This window comes from Spirulina subsalsa PCC 9445 (assembly GCF_000314005.1).
Taxonomy (GTDB): Bacteria; Cyanobacteriota; Cyanobacteriia; order Cyanobacteriales; family Spirulinaceae; genus Spirulina_A; species Spirulina_A subsalsa.
The window spans coordinates 1,675,867-1,691,624 of sequence record NZ_JH980292.1; the positions used below are offsets into that span (position 1 = coordinate 1,675,867).

A 15,758-nucleotide genomic window follows, 5' to 3' on the forward strand; every position below is an offset into this window, starting at 1 on the left:
TATGTGTTTTAGTTCATTTTTAACACCATGACAGAAGATTTAAAAACTCAATTGCAAGGCATTGATGATCAACTCTCTAAACGGTTTATTGACCTTGATCCCGACGGCTATTTTATTATCTATATTGACCCAGAAGCGGGTTTAATTTGTGCCGATCATTACACGAATACCATTAGTGACAAGGGGTTAGCACTTGACCCAGAAACAGGAGAACCTATTCCGGTGAAAGGGGGCATTAAACGGAGTCCAACCCGGACATTTAAAGGACGCACAGCCAAGGAATTAGGAATGGAAATCACTGAGAAAACTAACCCTTGCCCCTTGTCCCGTTTGGATCATGCGCTTTATTTAGGTCGAGAATTTGTGCGGGCGGAGTTGGCATTAATCCGGGGTGAAACTTACATCCAAGATTAGCAGGATTGATCCTTAAGAATTGAGACTTGAACTCCTTATTCTGGGAGTTGTCGCACTTGCTTTTGTAATGTGCGCGGGTCTAAGGCATCCCGGAGGCCATCCCCCAATAAATTAAAGGCTAAAACCGTTAAAACCACCAAAGCAGCAGGGGACCAAACTAACCAAGGTTGTAGAACTAAAATCGAGGCATTGGTAGCCACAGAAAGCAAATTTCCCCAGGAGGGATCCGGTTGTTGAATACCTAAACCAATCAAACTTAAGACCGACTCCGCCACAATAAAACCGGGTACGGCCAAAGTGGCTGAAATAATAATATAAGTGGCGGTTTGGGGTAAGATATGGCGGACAATAATTAAGGGAGAACTTGCCCCAATCACCCGCGCTGCATCCACAAATTCCCGTTCTTTAATGGAGAGAACTTGACCGCGAACGACCCGCGCTAATCCTGACCAACTAACAAAAGAAGTAATGACAATAATTAATACAAAACGCTGGGCGCTACTCATGCTCATGGGTAAAATCGCCGCCAGTGCCACTAATAAGTAAATGGTGGGGATGGTCATTAAAACTTCTACCATCCGCATCAAAACACTGTCTACAATGCCACCAAAATAGCCCGAAATACCCCCCACGAACATCCCAAGGGGGAAGGATATGGCAATGCCTAATAAACCGATACTGAGGCTAATTCTCCCACCAAAGATTAACCGACTAAATTGATCCCGGCCTTGTTCGTCAGTTCCCAAGAGATTAATAAATCCCTCGCCAACAGTGCCAAAGAGGTGGATGTCCAAGGGGATGAAATACAAAAACTTGTAGGGAGTGCCACGGACAAAGAGGCGTAGGGGAGAGGGTTGGCTAAAATCTACCGTGAGGAGGCGATCGCCTGTTTCCAAATCCGTCGGCCCCTGGGTGGTGGGGTAAACGTGGGGGCCGATGAATGCGCCTGTGTCGGGATTGCGCCAAAAAATTTGGGTGGGAGGTAACAGAGAACCATCAACCTGAAAATGCTCAACAGGGTGATAGGGAGCGACAAAATCCGCCAAGATCACAATGGCATAGAAAATAATCAGGATTGTGCCGCCAAATCGCGCCAGAGAGTTCTTTTTAAGTTTCCGCCACCAGTCCATGAATTTTCTTAAATTATTGTAGGTTTGGGATTAATATATCGCATTTTTTTAAGGAATTATCGGTTGAGGCGGTGAAGAACAGGCTATGCTGAACATAAAGACTGAATCACTACAGATCCCCTTATGAAAGTTGGACTCCAACCCCTCCTAAACGATAGCAACCTTGACGCGAATCAATCCAGTAGCCAGCGTCAACTGTCGGTTTCCGTGTCGGCGGTTTCCGATGAAGGCGATCGCGGACTTCCCCTCAATCTCTGTTTAGTGCTGGATCATAGTGGCTCTATGAACGGTACACCGCTAAAAACCGTCAAAGAGGCCGCCTTGCAACTGGTGGATAAATTAACCCCTCGCGATCGCATCTCCGTTGTCGCCTTTGATCATCGCGCCAAGGTGATCATCCCCAATCAACCCGTCAATGATGTAGAAAGTGTTAAAAAACGGATTAGTAAATTAGAAGCTGATGGAGGAACCGCCATTGATGAAGGCCTAAAATTGGGCATTGAAGAAATTGCCAAAGGAAAACAAGACACATCGAGTCAAATTTTTCTCTTGACAGATGGAGAAAACGAACACGGAGACAATGGGCGCTGCTTAAAATTAGCAGGTTTAGCCTCCAGTTATAACATTACCTTGAATACCTTGGGATTTGGTTCTCATTGGAATCAGGACGTTTTAGAAAATATCTCCGACACGGCCGGAGGAACTTTATCTTATATTGAATTTCCCGAACAGGCTGTTGATGAATTTGGACGACTATTTACCCGAGTGCAATCCGTCGGCTTAACCAATGCTTATTTACTGTTAGAATTAGCCCCCAATGTGCGTTTAGCCGAACTCAAACCCTTAGCCCAAGTTGCCCCAGATACCATTGAATTACCTGTGCAGAAAGAGCAGGATTTATATATTGTCCGTTTGGGCGATTTAATGAAAGAAGAACGGGTTATTTTGGCCAATTTGTATTTAAATCAATTTCCGCCCGGTCAGCAATGGGTGGTAAGTACCCAAGTTCGCTATGATGATCCGGCCTTGGGACAGGGTAATTTATTGTCGGAAAAAGTGCCAGTTTATGCCAATGTGCAAGCGGTTTATCAACCTGCAAATAACGAGAAAGTCCAGAAAGAAATTCTGGCTTTAGCCAAGTACCGACAGACCCAAATTGCTGAGACAAAACTCCAGCAAGGGGACAAAGTGGGGGCGGCCACCATGTTACAAACGGCGGCAAAAACAGCGTTGCAATTAGGGGATCAAAGTGCGGCGACAGTCTTACAAAAAAGTGCTACTCGGTTACAATCCGGTGAGGAGTTATCCGAGGCCGACCGGAAGAAAACCCGCATTGTCTCTAAGACTATTTTACAGGAATAAGGAAGCAGCACCCCCCCGCCTAGGGTCAATTATCAGTTATCAATTCCAAAGTCCCCTACTTTCTCGAATACCAAGCGACGGGTATTTTGGGGCGTGGAATATAGAGTAATTGACCAATAATTGGGGGGGAACTCTGACAAACGTTCGGCCCACTCAATGGCCGTAATCCCCGCTTCTACTTCGATACCATCCCAATAGGTTTCTAGGGCTAAAGATTCTACATCTTCGGGCTGTAAACGGTACAAATCAATATGATACAACGGTAAACGCCCCTCGACATACTCATTAATCAGGGTAAAAGTCGGGCTTAAAATGGGTTCTTTTATGCCCAAACCTTCCCCCAAGGCCTGAACAAATGTGGTTTTTCCGGCTCCTAAATCCCCCGATAACAGGAGAATCGTAGCGGGGGGGATGGTTTCCCCCAAACGACGGGCAAAAGCCTGTAATGCGGCTAAATTGCAGTCTGGTAGCTCAATTTTATTCTCCACCGTATCCCTCACCCCTCTACAGTTAACGTATCATCAGCAAATTTAATGCCGTGGGTGCGACCATACCAACGGATTAGAACCTTAGCTAATCGTTGATGATCATGGCGCACATAGCCTGTTTCTCCATCTTCATCCATGATATTCGCGGCCACAATGCGCCGCCCTAAATGGCCGACTTCCTCCCGATCTAAGAATACCGGATGGGAATTTTCTTGAGCATAGCGGATCAGGGTGTGGGCGGAGGGGGTGCGACGGTGGACGATGACCGCATCAAATAACCGTTTGCCACAAACGCGGTCAATGGCGCGAATATGGTCGGCGACAGTATAACTATCGGTTTCTCCCGGTTGGGTCATGATATTACAAACATAAATGCGAGGAACTTTGGTTTTAGCGATCGCCGCTCGAATTTCGGGAACCAGCAAATTGGGAATTACACTGGTGTAGAGACTTCCGGGCCCCATAATAATAAAATCCGCCTCCTCAATCGCCCGAATGGCCGCAGGTAAGGCCGGGGGATGTTCTGGGGTACAGCCAATCTCTACAATTTTGCCCCCCGCTTGGGGAATTTTTGACTCCCCTTCCACCCAACGACCATCGGCCATTTTCGCCCAAAGTCGCACATCGGAAAGGGTCGCAGGCAAGACCCGGCCGCGCACCGCCAAGACTTTTGAACTGGCCGCGATCGCCTGTTCCAAATCCCCCGTAATCTCACTCATAGCCGTCAAGAACAAATTACCGAAACTATGACCCGATAATCCATCCCCCGCATTAAAGCGATATTGAAACAACTCCGTTAATAACTTTTCCTCATCCGCCAAGGCCGCCACACAATTGCGAATATCCCCCGGCGGCAACACCCCAATTTCCCGCCGTAAACGTCCCGAAGACCCCCCATCATCAGCCACCGTTACAATGGCCGTAATATTGGCGCTATACTCCTTCAAACCCCGCAACAGGGTAGATAAACCCGTCCCCCCCCCAATGGCCACAATGCGCGGCCCTCGATTGAGACGACGACGAGTCATTAAAGCATCAATCAAGCGTTGTTCACTCCCCGGATTCAACACTTCCGTAATCGTGCCGAAACTGCGCGTTTGTCCCCACAACAGCAAAAAAACCCCCAACACCACCGCCACCGGCCCAGAAATATAACTGGGCAAAATGCGGGCGATTAACTCCAAAATTTCCGAGAAAAACCACATCAGGCGGTAAATCGGCGTGAGTCCCACCCAAATAGCAATCCCCAAAACCGTCAGGACAAACCCGGTGACACTAATCAACAGCCAACGTTTAATGAGAATCCCAGGAGCCAGCCATTTAAACCAGTGGTTCATTTCCTTGGGAGTGCGCCGACTCACTGCCGCCAAATGGATTTTTTCCAGTCTGAGACTGCGTAATGCTTGTTCGATTAGACCAATGGACATAGTAAATGATAACTAACGGAGTGTGTTCAGCAGAGTGACAGTGTACCGATCAGGGAGTTTTAGCGCCAATCTTGAGATAGAGTGCCAAACCTTTGACCCAGTTTACATAAATCCTCAAGATGTCCTAAAGGTAAATAGTTTGGGATACAGTCTTCGAGGCAGGTCATGCCGGATGGGAGTGTAAAGTTTTAAGTGCAATCTTAGGCAGGAATCGTTAAAAGAGCAAATGGCATTGTCTACATCCCCTTCAGAACAAACAATTTTAGGCATTGACCCCGGTTTAGCCCAGTTAGGTTTTGGGTCGATTCACTGTCGGAATGTTCCGCTCACTTCTGTTTCCGCCCAATCTGACCAGAAACCCGTACAATTATTAGATTTTGGAGTCATAGAAACGCCGAAAAAAACCCCCATCGGTCAACGTCTGGCCACCATCTACGATGATCTACACACCCTGTTAACGGAAATTCAACCGGATTTAGTGGCCATTGAAAAATTCTTTTTTTATCGCATGAGCAACACCATCCTCGTCGCCCAGGCCCGAGGGGTTGTATTATTGGTTCTCGCCCAACATGATGTTCCCTATGTGGAGTTTACCCCAGCCCAAGTCAAGCAAGCCCTCACGGGATATGGCAACGCGGACAAGCGGGAAGTACAGGCGGCCGTAGCGCGGGAGTTAGAGTTAGAACAGTATCCGAAACCTGATGATGCGGCTGATGCTTTAGCGGTAGCGTTAACTGCTTGGTTTTCTGGCACTTAATGGGAGCTTGCTGAATGGGGGAATAGGCAATCTGGACCCATTAACTTTTGAGGGGTTCGGGGAGCTATAAGTCCCGCGCTGTACCCGTAGGGTCAGCGTCGGGATGATGTCACGAAAAACGGGACACAGAATATTGAGCGTCTTCGCGCAGTCGTCCCGCTCGACGGAATAGTTCTTTTCCGGTGGCTAAGTAATGGTCATCGTAGTTTAAGGTAAACCATTCTAATTCTTCTAAAGCGTCACTAATATGATTGAGACAGTAGTATAAATTCGCCGCCACTCCGGCCACCTTAGCCGGATTAGGTTGAGAGGCAAATAAAGACTGGGCTTGATTTAAGTCCTGACGACAGTTGGAGAGATAATTTTGAAACAGACTCATTAATTCATCATCGAAGGGATCGGCGGCCAATTGGTCAATTTCGGCCTCTAGGGGGTTCAAAATCTGGCTAATGAGTCGGTTAACGGGTTGATAGACTCCCTGAAACCAACGGACAAAATGCACATCGCGATCGCGTCCGGATTCTTGGGTGGTCTGATATTCCTCCTGGGATGCTTGACTGCGCTTTTGTCGTCGATATTGACTCCCCATCCGTTGTTGCTCATAAACCTGTTGGTCATATACTGAGCGCTGTTGAGGATCCCCCAATACTTCATAGGCCGCATTTAACTCGACAATCTTCTCATGATTCGCCTGTTCATGTTGACTATCGGGGTGATATTGTTTGACCAAACGGCGATACGCACGCTTAATGTCCCCCTGGCTCGCGTGGGGAGGAAGACCAAGTACCTTATACGGATTAGACTCTGGCATAACCACCTAATATCACAGGCTTGTATTTTGACACTCCCGACTCTTTTCTAGATAGGGATTCTTTCATTTTCAACGAGAAGACACCCCTATAATGGGCAGTGTCTTCTGCGTTTTTTATACCTCGATATGACTTCTCCCCCTGACCTAGAAATTGTCAATTTAACCAAACGCTTTGGCCCGTTGCTGGCTTTAGATCAAGTCTCTCTGCGGATTAAACCGGGGACGTTTCACGCCTTGCTTGGGGAGAATGGGGCGGGCAAGAGTACGCTGGTGAAGTGTGTTATGGGCTACTATCATCCTGACCGAGGGGATATTGTGATTAATGGCAAATCCCGCACCATTCAGTCCCCCCGAGTTGCCCATCAGTATGGGGTGGGAATGGTCTATCAACATTTCACCTCGATTCCGGCTATGACGGTGGCGGAAAATTTGGTTCTAGCTCGCTATGGGGGGTCAACTTGGATTCATTGGCCTCGGGAGTATGAGGTGCTGGGGGCGTTTTTGGAGACTACGCCCTTTCGCGTGCCGTTAGATGTGCCTGTGAGCCAGTTGGCGGCGGGAGAGAAGCAAAAGTTAGAGATTCTCAAGCAACTGTATTTACAAAGCCGTTTGCTGATTTTAGATGAACCGACCTCGGTTTTGACTCCCCAAGAGGCGGATGAGGTGTTAGGGTTGCTCCATCAAGCGGTTGAACGGGGGGAGTTGAGTGTTCTACTGATTACTCATAAGTTCCGGGAGGTGATGGCGTTTGCTGAGGAGGTGACGGTGTTGCGCCGGGGAGCGGTGGCAGGTCAGGGGAAGGTGGCGGATTTGGGGATGGCGGATTTGGCGGCGATGATGTTGGGGGAGGCGAAACCGCCTAAAACGTTAGATAAAACCCCTGGGGTGGAGGGGGAGACGATTTTAGAACTTCAAGACCTCCACGCTTTGAAGGATAACGGGTTAGAGGCTGTGCGGGGGGTGAGTTTAAGGGTGGGACGGGGGGAAATTGTGGCGATCGCCGGAGTTTCGGGCAATGGACAAAAGGAACTGGTGGAAGTCTTGGCGGGTCAACGTTCTCCCACGAGGGGAGAGGTGAAAATTCAGGGCAAGGTCTACCATGCCACAAGGCGGGAAATGTTGAACTATGGGGTGGTGGCTTTGCCGGAAGAACCCCTGCGCAATGCCTGTGTTCCCCATCTCTCGGTGGCGGAAAATATGGCGCTGCGGACTTTTGACCGTCCGCCCCAAACTCGTTGGGGGGTGTGGTTAATCCTCAAAGCGATACGGGAGAGGGCAGAACGTTTGATCGAACGCTTTAGGGTCAAAACCCCTTCCCCAGAAACCCCCATTGAGCAGTTATCGGGGGGAAATATTCAACGGGCGGTTTTAGCGCGAGAATTATCCTCGCCTCAAATTCAACTGCTGATTGCGGCGAATCCCTGTTTTGGTTTAGATTTTGCTGCGGTAGACTATATTCACGAACAAATTGTAGCGGCACGAAATCGGGGGGTGGGAGTTCTGTTAGTGAGTGAAGATTTAGATGAGTTATTAAGCTTAGGCGATCGCATTTTGGTGATCAGTGAAGGCCGTTTAGTTTATGAAAGTCCCATTGCAGAGGCGGATCTTCTGCCTATCGGTCAAGCGATGGCCGGACATCATTAGACCTCGACACAACCACAATAATGAAGAAGTGATTTGATCCTGAGAAACTCCCTATGGTTTTTATTCTCGCTCAACCCTATCCCTATCCGCTCCCGAAACCCGGTCAGTTTGCCTTAGTCATCATTGATATGCAACGAGATTTTCTAGAGAAAGGAGGTTTCGGAGAATCCCTAGGCAATGAAGTGAACACCCTACGGCAAATTGTCCCCACGCTTCAGCGTCTGTTAGAGCAGTTTCGCCAAAAACAATGGCCGATTATTTATACTCTAGAATCCCATGCTCCCGACCTCTCGGACTGTCCCCCTAGTAAGTTGATGCGGGGGGAAGGCCTGTTAAAGATTGGCGACGAGGGGCCAATGGGTCGGATTTTGATTAAGGGAGAACCGGGTAATGCTATTATCCCGGAATTGACCCCTGAACGGGGGGAATTCATCATCCCGAAACCCGGAAAAGGGGCGTTTTATAATACCCCTCTAGAGGAGATTTTACGCGCCCAAGGCATCACCCATTTAATTGTAACGGGGGTGACGACTGAGGTCTGTGTTCAAAGTACCATGCGGGAAGCCAATGATCGGGGCTATGAATGTTTGTTGGTGGAAGATGCCACGGCCAGTTACTTCCCGGAGTTTAAACAGGCGACTTTAGCCATGATTTCGGCGCAGGGGGGAATTGTGGGTTGGACAGCAACAGCCAATCAAGTGTTAAATGCGTTAGACGGGATTCAGTGAATTTATGGTGCGTGGACTGGTTTCTGGGGCAATTTATCCCTTCCGTGCGATCGCGGTTTTTTGGCAAACGCCCAAACTCCTGACGTTCCTCATCCTGCCCATTTTCGTGAACTTCATCATCGGGGTGGGGTTATATCTCAGTTTACTGTTGCCCGGTCTGCGGGGGGTAGAACAGTTGACCTTGCAAGTGACCCAATGGGTGAATAATGCGATCGCAACGTTACCCACTTGGTTAGGCTTTTTAGATAATCTTATCCTCGTCCTAGGCTATTTATTCCAAGGCCTGATATTAATCCTCTTACTCTTAATCACCGGGTTTTTATTGCTGCAATTTGGCAGCATTTTAGGTTCACCTTGGTATGGTTTACTCTCAGAAAAACTCGAAGAACAGCGCCTAGGTCAAGCCACCACCATTGATATTGGCATCATCCGGGATATTTGGCGAGCCTTACTCTTTGAACTCAAAAAGCTGGTGTTTTGGTTAGGCCTAGCCATTCCCCTCCTGATTTTAGGTTTTATTCCGGGAGTCGGCCCCCTTTTTTTAACCCTTTGTTGGGTATCCCTCACCGCCTTTATTGCTTGCCTAGACTTCCTCGACGGCCCCTCAGAACGTCGTCGCTTTCCCTTTCGGAAAAAAGTCCAAATTGTCTTAATGACCTTACCTGCCAGCGCGAGTTTTAGCCTCGTTTGTTGGTTTTTATGTAGTATTCCCTTGTTCAACTTACTGACCATTCCCCTCTGTGTCAGTGCGGGAACATTGTTCTGGTGTGATCGGGTGTATCCAAAAGTGCAATGAATAGGTTGGCTATATCTTACCGTAGCGCGTTCGCCGGAGCGATCGCACTTTAGGGATAGGGGAGGGACTGCCAACAGTGAAGGCTCTTTGCAGTAGAGTGGGGGTGAGCAAAAATTTCGACCGTTGAGGCTATCATGATGAACATGACGCTGCACAAACTAACGTTTCAAGATTATCTAGATCATGATGACGGAACAGATGTACGCTATGAGTTAGTTGATGGTGAGCTAGTGGTCATGAGTCTTGGAAGCGGAAAACATGGGGCGATCGCTGAGTTTTTAACAAAAATGTTGCGGAATTCCCCTTCCTCGCTTGCTCGGGGTGGGATAGCAACCCAGCAATATACTGAGCGACAGCGAATCCATGCTAAGATAAATATATCTTGACCACTAACTCCCAAAGCGAAAACCAAGCTAAAAAGGGCTGTGTTGCAAGAGAAAATTTGGGTCTTAGGAACTAGGACTTCTGCCTGGGGAGGGAAGATAAGACTCGCTATATTTCGGTATAGAAAGCACTTCCCATTGAATCAGGAAGCTCCATCCTCGCGCCTCGGCAGAGTGGGGTAGTTCACACGATCAATTCCGCGCTCTAATTCGCCAAGCACAGCAACCTTGGACTTCTAAGCAAATGCTGATCGGGGTGCGATCGCCCCGTGGTCCTGATGTAACGGTGTTAATGCGATCGCAATGGTTAGAGATGGCTAATCGAGAAGCAGTGATTGATTTGAGCGATCCGCCCCCCCTGCTTGTCGTTGAGGTGGTGAGTCCTTCCACGAGAACCGATGATTATCGCTCCAAACGGGCAGAATATGGCTTACTGGAGATTCCAGAATATTGGATCGTTGATCCCCTCACGGAAGAAATCACAATCTGTCTGTTAGAGAATCAATTCTACGACAGTGTAACTTATCAAGGCAGCCAACTGCTTCAATCTCCGCTATTTCCAGATTGGACGCTGACGGTTACAGAGATTTTCAATAGTCTTTGTTAGGATTTGGGGGAATGGTGAGCTTTTGGCCAAAAGGTGATTATAGGGTGCGTCGAACTTTGACTGGGTTGGAGTAATCCTTAAGTTAATGTTTTGACGCACTCTAGGGGGAATTGGGTTCGATCATCGCGCTGAAGCGCAACTACGAACGAATTACGAACCAATCTTTAGGTTAACGGCAAAAACCGGGTTGATATTTTCGGACTTTAAATTTACTACAAATTTCCCCTTTCGCCACTGTATATAAAGACACAGATTTTTCAGAATGAATAGTCGCAAAAACTTGGCTATTGGGCTTTAATATCCGTCTCGGATCAGAAATATAAGCAATTACAGGAACGGTGGAACGATGAAGTTGTTCATCTTTATTGTAAACTTGCCACTTCTTATCTACCGTAACTTCTAAGACTTCCGCCCCAAATTCGTTAGGAGACAAAGAAACTCTTGCTCCTTCTTGTACCCAGTTAATATCCTCCGGTTTAACCTCCATTTTAACAATTAACTGGTCAGGATTTGCAATGGTTAACAGGGTCTCACCGGGTCTTAATACCTTCCCCTGAATTTGATGCCAGTGGGGAGCAATCACCAATCCCGCAATGGGCGCTCTTAATAGATTATGTTCAGCTTGCCTTTGTCTTTTCGTTTGGATTTGCCCTTCAATTTGCTGTTGTACTGGGACACGACTTTGAACTAACCTTTGCGCCTCTAAATATTCTTGGTTTGCGGTATTATAAGCCGATTCTAGTCGTTGAAGTTCGTCCTGTTTAGTTTCTAATTCCGTGCGAATCCGTCTTGTAATTGAACCGATAGCGGCTTGAGGTTCTCCCATTCTCGCTTGAATCATACTGGCTTCGTCCCTTAATTTTTGAACGACTCGTCTAGGAATTGCACCCTCCTCCGCCAATTTTTCATGGGTTGCAATATCCTCTAGTTGACTGTCTAATTGTGCTTGTAAATGCTGAATTTGGATTTTGTAGCCTTGAATTTCTGGGGGCGGGTTGGAACTATTCAGGGAGTTATATTCTGCTTGCAGTTGATTCACTCGCGAACGAACTTGTTGTAGGTTTTCTTGAGTTTGTCTCATTCGTTCTTGAGCAAAAATAACCTGAGAACGCGCATTTTCTAAGGTAACTTGATGGTCTAATGCTCGTAGCTGTAAATCTTGGGTTTCTTGTTCCAAGATTTCACTTTCAATCTCAGCAATAGGTAATCCCGCTTGTACAGGATATTCATGTTGAACAAAAAGTTGTGTTATTTTTCCCGGAATTTCCATCGTGACTTCTCGATAAAAATTGGGATCAAATTCTACGTTACCCTCGACAGAAATAGATGGATTGGTTTTGATTTGTGACACAGCACCCACGCCGACTAAAATTGTGCCGAGAATGAGCCAGTGGGTGGGAAAGCCTTTTTTCTTGGGTTGGGGATTCTCTTTGGGTTTTTGGTCTGGGGGTGGGGCGGATTCTTGGGGGGTTGGGGATGGGGTGGCGGGGCGATTTTCTTGGGGAGGAACAACGCGAAAACGACGGGCAGAGGGAGAGTTAGATGGGTTAGAGTTCATGGTAGTACCTAATAGATAAAGGGGTTAAGGTTGATGGTTGAGAGGGGGAGGGGGAGGGTAAAATCTCCCGAAGATTGTCTGTTTTTGGGGGTGAAGTTAAAGACGATGTTTAATCATTTTTTCTGGGGAAAAAGTAATAGATTGCCCAAGCCAGAATTAACAGTAGTGCGGTGATGGTGAACTGGTCTAAAATGGTGTACACGACTAGGCGGATAATGCTGCCAAAGAAGAAGATGAGATATAAGAAACAAAAGGGGGCATAGATGGCGAAAATGCCGTAGTGTTGGGGTTTTTCTTCTAGGGGTTTTCCGGTGAAGAGTTTGCGATAAAATAGGAAGGAGCGATCGCGCAGGTTATTAATCCCGGTGATGGCTACGGCGAGATGGTAGCCGTCAAATTTAACCATAGGGTTTAAATTGACCGCAACGGTGAATAATCCCGCTACCATGAGCAAATAACTGAGGGTTTTAATCTCGCTGTTATTTAGGGAAAAGTACCACAGCCAAAAGGCAACGGCAGCGATGACGATTTGACACAAGACTCCACCCCCTACAACAAAAGCCCGTTGTCGGCGTTTTACGAGACAGTAGGAGTCGGTGGTGTTAGTGTAGGCGGCGGGAATTAGTAACATGAACAAAAAGCCCATTTCGGGAACAATTCCCCCGTAATGTTTGAGGGTTAAAGCATGGGCAAATTCATGCAGGGTGACAACGAAGGTGACGCATAAAATAAAGGGTACAATTAAAACGGCTCGCTGGGTTGTCCAGAGGGTTGTTCCCATCTGTAAAATTTCTCCTTTGGCTTCTAATCCCCACACGAAAGAGAGGCCTAAAAAGGCGAGTAAGGTATAGAAGAAAGGGGCACTCCAAATCCAACGTAACCAGCGAGCAGGAGTGCCTAAATAGGGGTCTGGATTGAAGAGGGGGAGCTTGAAAAAAAGCAATTGTAGGGGGGTAAATTTCTTTTTAGGAGGTTTTGGGGGTTTTGTGCCTTTAAACATGGCTGTGGCCGTCATTAGCTGCATCAGATAGCCAAATTGGGCGGGGGTGATACCCACTTGATTGGGGATTTGGGCGGAGGATGTTTTACCGATTAATTCGATGGCTTTTTTACTCCGTTCATCGACTTGGAGAAAGGTGACATCTTCGGGATTTCGGAGTATCCAATACCCATCGGGATGTTTAATCCAATGGACGGTTTCTTTCAGGGGACTTTCGGGGGATAGGGGTGTTGTATTTTCTGGGGTTTCTGCTCCTTCTTCGGCTAAAATACCCCACTGGAGAAGTTTATTAAAGATTTTGTCGAGTTGGGTCGCTGGGAGGGGGGTTTTAAATTGCTTTTGATACTGGGTTTGGAGTTGGGTGGGGGTACATTCTCCCGTAAAATGTTGGAGGATGTAGGCTTCGGTGGGGGTGAGTTCATAACAGGGGTGTCCTGTTTTGGCGATTAATACCCATTTTTGCTGATTTTGCAACCGTCCGACTTGCCAATAGTTGCGTAAGTCGGGAAAAGTGGCCTCTGGGGGGAGTGGAGGGGGTAGGGGGGAGGAGAGAGACATGGTACATACACCGATGGGACTCGTTCCCGTTGGCAGAAATACAACAGCACGGCCAAGGGTGGATTACCCTTAGTCTAGGCGCAAGTTTTGGGGAAAAAGGTCATAGCTTGTTCATGAAGAGTTCATTTTTCCCCGAGGTGAACTGGGAAATTTGGAGATGTTGCATCAAAGGGGGGATTTTTTCTAGAGACTTAATTGTAGAGAGTTGATAGGACAGGTTTGATGATGAGTGTAGCCCTTTGTCAGGAGCAATGGAAGATGGAAGCGATCGCACTAGATGACTTGATGGAGTTTGCCGAAAACCTCCTCTTTCGCTATCAGCAGTCTTCCCTCACGGCCATTCAGCGCCAGATTTTACGCGGTACCCTAGAAGGGAAACAATACTCAGAAATCCGTTCCCTGTCGCCAGATTTGCTCTCCCACTACTCCCCAGAATACCTGTCTCGCAATATTGCCTATGGCCTCTGGCGGGATTTAACGGCCATCTGCCATACTTTAGGTTTACTGCCCACTCAAGAGCGCATCAATAAACGGAATTTGCGGGTTTTGTTACAAGAAGCTTATCACCACTATCAAGCCAAGCCTCCTTATCCTAGCACGTCGTCCGCCGTGGGGTTGCTGCCAACGCGAGAGCGTCAAGACCTGTCGAATTTACCCAATTTTCAGCAGTGGGTAGGGCGATCGCATTTCATTGATGATTTAAGTCAAAATCTACTCTTAAACGCCCGCATCATCACCTTACTGGGTATTGCAGGTATAGGTAAAACCACCTTAGCACTGCGTTTAACCCTTGATTTAAAACTCCAAGCCCGGTTTCCTAACCGTTTGGTTCTACAATTTCAAACAGGACAAGATCCCTTTCTCCTCCTGGCCCAACGGATTTTAGGGGAAGCGACGACCCAACGTTTTAGCAGTGATCCCGATAAGTTAATGAATGCCGTAGTGCAGGAATTACAAATGGCCCCCCATTTACTGTTACTGGATCAATTGGAAGTCGTGTTAGACAGGGGAGAGGAGGGGGAAATTTGCGATCGCCCCCTATTCACCCTCCTAGAACGGATTCTCCTCACCCCCCAAATGCCCAGTCGCTTAATTCTCACCTCTCAAATTCAACTCCCCTGCCTCCTCGACGGGCGCTATCGTCCTCTCCTGCAACAAGTTCACCTCCCCGGACTCACCCCCGAAGAATCCCTAGAACTCTTTGCCCGTCTCGGTATCACCCCCCAAACTCCCCTAGAAAAAAGCTATCTGATCCGTCTCATTAACCTCTACCAAGGCCATCCCCTCGCCCTACGCATCATCGCCCAAGAAATGCAGCAATCCCCCTACAACAGCAAAATTCAGCCCTACTGGTCCAACTACGGCGACGATCTCGAACAGTGCGAACGTTGGTTACAAGATACCACAGGCAAACGTCAGCCCCAAACCTTTAACCTAGACCGTTATAGCCTCGATCTAGCCGATTTATTACAAACTCGTCTCTCCGCCAACTGGCAGATTTTAAAAACCACCTTCCCCCTCGCGGCCTTCCTGCTGGGAAAAATTGTCTCCTCCCCCCATCCCCTCAAACGTTCCACCATTCTAGCGATTTTGAGTCATATCAGCCCGGAAGAGGCCTTACTGGCTTTTCAAACCCTCCAGCGCCATTGCTTCTTAGAGGCGAAATCTGACCAGAATCAGGTGGTTTATGGAGTTCCCCACATTCTCAAGCGTTTGGTTTTAGACGATTTACCCGAGTTGGAACGTCGGTTATCTTGATCGTCGGAAGAAGACCCTCGATTTTATCGACGGGATGAATTACGACATATTACAACAGTATCCCCCGAATTGTAAAATTGTGCTATAATCTTAGTCACAATGAGCAAGAATTGAATGCTTAACCTTACTTACAACTAATTGAAGTCAATGGTAACAAGCTAAAGATGCCTCTATTGGGGGAAGTTAAGTTTGTCAAGTCACGGGATATTCCAGAGGGTTTTAAGATCAAACAAGTTCAAGTAATCAAGAAAGCATCGGGTTACTCTGTCAACGTAGCAATTGAGCTTGATGTTAATATCCAACCCCAATACCTCATGGTCACGCTTTGGGGATTGAT

The 15,758-nt window shown here is 47.5% G+C and carries 15 protein-coding genes and 1 pseudogene; 10 read left to right on the top strand and 6 right to left on the bottom strand.

What is annotated here, in order from left to right:
- The first annotated feature begins 27 nt into the window (after positions 1-27).
- Positions 28-414 carry a DUF4346 domain-containing protein gene (locus tag SPI9445_RS0107830; protein ID WP_017304185.1) on the top strand — a complete coding sequence of 129 codons (387 nt, stop codon included), beginning with the start codon at positions 28-30 and terminating at the stop codon, positions 412-414.
- A gap of 35 nt (positions 415-449) precedes the next feature.
- Here the strand turns inward: SPI9445_RS0107830 and SPI9445_RS0107835 are convergent, their stop codons facing one another.
- Positions 450-1,544, bottom strand: a complete 1,095-nt coding sequence (locus SPI9445_RS0107835; protein ID WP_017304186.1) for an ABC transporter permease — start codon at positions 1,542-1,544, stop codon at positions 450-452.
- A gap of 123 nt (positions 1,545-1,667) precedes the next feature.
- On the opposite strand from SPI9445_RS0107835, the gene SPI9445_RS0107840 reads away from it, so the two are divergent.
- Positions 1,668-2,906: a vWA domain-containing protein gene (locus SPI9445_RS0107840; protein WP_017304187.1), complete on the top strand. Its 1,239-nt coding sequence runs from the start codon at positions 1,668-1,670 to the stop codon at positions 2,904-2,906.
- Between the two features lie 32 nt (positions 2,907-2,938).
- Here the strand turns inward: SPI9445_RS0107840 and tsaE are convergent, their stop codons facing one another.
- Together tsaE and SPI9445_RS0107850 are read right to left on the bottom strand one after the other, a co-directional pair.
- Complete coding sequence (tsaE, locus tag SPI9445_RS0107845) at positions 2,939-3,394, bottom strand: tRNA (adenosine(37)-N6)-threonylcarbamoyltransferase complex ATPase subunit type 1 TsaE (protein WP_017304188.1); 456 nt, start codon at positions 3,392-3,394, stop codon at positions 2,939-2,941.
- 8 nt (positions 3,395-3,402) lie between these two features.
- Positions 3,403-4,821 carry a gluconeogenesis factor YvcK family protein gene (locus SPI9445_RS0107850; RefSeq protein ID WP_017304189.1) on the bottom strand — a complete coding sequence of 473 codons (1,419 nt, stop codon included), beginning with the start codon at positions 4,819-4,821 and terminating at the stop codon, positions 3,403-3,405.
- A gap of 226 nt (positions 4,822-5,047) precedes the next feature.
- Between SPI9445_RS0107850 and ruvC the strand changes: the two genes are divergently transcribed.
- On the top strand, positions 5,048-5,578 hold the full coding sequence (ruvC, locus tag SPI9445_RS0107855; RefSeq protein WP_017304190.1) for a crossover junction endodeoxyribonuclease RuvC: 531 nt from the start codon (positions 5,048-5,050) through the stop codon (positions 5,576-5,578).
- Positions 5,579-5,687: 109 nt separating this feature from the next.
- Here the strand turns inward: ruvC and SPI9445_RS0107860 are convergent, their stop codons facing one another.
- Positions 5,688-6,389 carry a J domain-containing protein gene (locus SPI9445_RS0107860; protein ID WP_017304191.1) on the bottom strand — a complete coding sequence of 234 codons (702 nt, stop codon included), beginning with the start codon at positions 6,387-6,389 and terminating at the stop codon, positions 5,688-5,690.
- A gap of 126 nt (positions 6,390-6,515) precedes the next feature.
- Here SPI9445_RS0107860 and SPI9445_RS0107865 point away from each other — a divergent pair, with 126 nt between their 5' ends.
- From SPI9445_RS0107865 to SPI9445_RS0107885, 5 genes are all read left to right on the top strand, one after another.
- The gene (locus tag SPI9445_RS0107865) at positions 6,516-8,033 is read left to right on the top strand and encodes an ABC transporter ATP-binding protein (protein WP_017304192.1); all 1,518 of its coding nucleotides are present in this window, start codon (positions 6,516-6,518) and stop codon (positions 8,031-8,033) included.
- A 53-nt stretch (positions 8,034-8,086) separates the two neighbouring features.
- Positions 8,087-8,761, top strand: coding sequence for a cysteine hydrolase family protein (locus tag SPI9445_RS0107870; RefSeq protein WP_017304193.1), 675 nt, complete (start codon positions 8,087-8,089; stop codon positions 8,759-8,761).
- A 4-nt stretch (positions 8,762-8,765) separates the two neighbouring features.
- Complete coding sequence (locus tag SPI9445_RS0107875) at positions 8,766-9,557, top strand: EI24 domain-containing protein (protein ID WP_017304194.1); 792 nt, start codon at positions 8,766-8,768, stop codon at positions 9,555-9,557.
- A 134-nt stretch (positions 9,558-9,691) separates the two neighbouring features.
- Entirely contained in the window at positions 9,692-9,943 is a 252-nt protein-coding gene (locus SPI9445_RS0107880; protein ID WP_026079611.1) for a Uma2 family endonuclease, read from the top strand.
- A gap of 241 nt (positions 9,944-10,184) precedes the next feature.
- Positions 10,185-10,547: a Uma2 family endonuclease gene (locus SPI9445_RS0107885; protein WP_071525265.1), complete on the top strand. Its 363-nt coding sequence runs from the start codon at positions 10,185-10,187 to the stop codon at positions 10,545-10,547.
- 169 nt (positions 10,548-10,716) lie between these two features.
- On the opposite strand, the gene SPI9445_RS0107890 is transcribed toward SPI9445_RS0107885, so the two are convergent.
- Together SPI9445_RS0107890 and SPI9445_RS0107895 are read right to left on the bottom strand one after the other, a co-directional pair.
- Positions 10,717-12,105 (bottom strand): HlyD family secretion protein, encoded by a 1,389-nt coding sequence (locus SPI9445_RS0107890; protein ID WP_017304195.1) that lies wholly within the window; start codon positions 12,103-12,105, stop codon positions 10,717-10,719.
- A gap of 109 nt (positions 12,106-12,214) precedes the next feature.
- Complete coding sequence (locus SPI9445_RS0107895) at positions 12,215-13,663, bottom strand: M50 family metallopeptidase (protein ID WP_017304196.1); 1,449 nt, start codon at positions 13,661-13,663, stop codon at positions 12,215-12,217.
- Positions 13,664-13,885: 222 nt separating this feature from the next.
- On the opposite strand from SPI9445_RS0107895, the gene SPI9445_RS0107900 reads away from it, so the two are divergent.
- Together SPI9445_RS0107900 and SPI9445_RS32040 are read left to right on the top strand one after the other, a co-directional pair.
- The gene (locus SPI9445_RS0107900) at positions 13,886-15,421 is read left to right on the top strand and encodes a helix-turn-helix domain-containing protein (protein WP_164674485.1); all 1,536 of its coding nucleotides are present in this window, start codon (positions 13,886-13,888) and stop codon (positions 15,419-15,421) included.
- Positions 15,422-15,558: 137 nt separating this feature from the next.
- Positions 15,559-15,758, top strand: a pseudogene (locus tag SPI9445_RS32040) (RNA-guided endonuclease InsQ/TnpB family protein); the annotation flags it as partial.

What these genes read in the sequence shown, in the direction of transcription:
- SPI9445_RS0107830 (WP_017304185.1), top strand. Translation starts at nt 28, where the DNA reads ATGACAGAAGATTTAAAAACTCAATTGCAAGGCATTGATGATCAACTC.
- SPI9445_RS0107835 (WP_017304186.1), bottom strand. Translation starts at nt 1,544, where the DNA reads ATGGACTGGTGGCGGAAACTTAAAAAGAACTCTCTGGCGCGATTTGGC.
- SPI9445_RS0107840 (WP_017304187.1), top strand. Translation starts at nt 1,668, where the DNA reads ATGAAAGTTGGACTCCAACCCCTCCTAAACGATAGCAACCTTGACGCG.
- SPI9445_RS0107850 (WP_017304189.1), bottom strand. Translation starts at nt 4,821, where the DNA reads ATGTCCATTGGTCTAATCGAACAAGCATTACGCAGTCTCAGACTGGAA.
- ruvC (WP_017304190.1), top strand. Translation starts at nt 5,048, where the DNA reads ATGGCATTGTCTACATCCCCTTCAGAACAAACAATTTTAGGCATTGAC.
- SPI9445_RS0107860 (WP_017304191.1), bottom strand. Translation starts at nt 6,389, where the DNA reads ATGCCAGAGTCTAATCCGTATAAGGTACTTGGTCTTCCTCCCCACGCG.
- SPI9445_RS0107865 (WP_017304192.1), top strand. Translation starts at nt 6,516, where the DNA reads ATGACTTCTCCCCCTGACCTAGAAATTGTCAATTTAACCAAACGCTTT.
- SPI9445_RS0107870 (WP_017304193.1), top strand. Translation starts at nt 8,087, where the DNA reads ATGGTTTTTATTCTCGCTCAACCCTATCCCTATCCGCTCCCGAAACCC.
- SPI9445_RS0107875 (WP_017304194.1), top strand. Translation starts at nt 8,766, where the DNA reads ATGGTGCGTGGACTGGTTTCTGGGGCAATTTATCCCTTCCGTGCGATC.
- SPI9445_RS0107880 (WP_026079611.1), top strand. Translation starts at nt 9,692, where the DNA reads ATGATGAACATGACGCTGCACAAACTAACGTTTCAAGATTATCTAGAT.
- SPI9445_RS0107885 (WP_071525265.1), top strand. Translation starts at nt 10,185, where the DNA reads ATGCTGATCGGGGTGCGATCGCCCCGTGGTCCTGATGTAACGGTGTTA.
- SPI9445_RS0107890 (WP_017304195.1), bottom strand. Translation starts at nt 12,105, where the DNA reads ATGAACTCTAACCCATCTAACTCTCCCTCTGCCCGTCGTTTTCGCGTT.
- SPI9445_RS0107895 (WP_017304196.1), bottom strand. Translation starts at nt 13,663, where the DNA reads ATGTCTCTCTCCTCCCCCCTACCCCCTCCACTCCCCCCAGAGGCCACT.
- SPI9445_RS0107900 (WP_164674485.1), top strand. Translation starts at nt 13,886, where the DNA reads ATGATGAGTGTAGCCCTTTGTCAGGAGCAATGGAAGATGGAAGCGATC.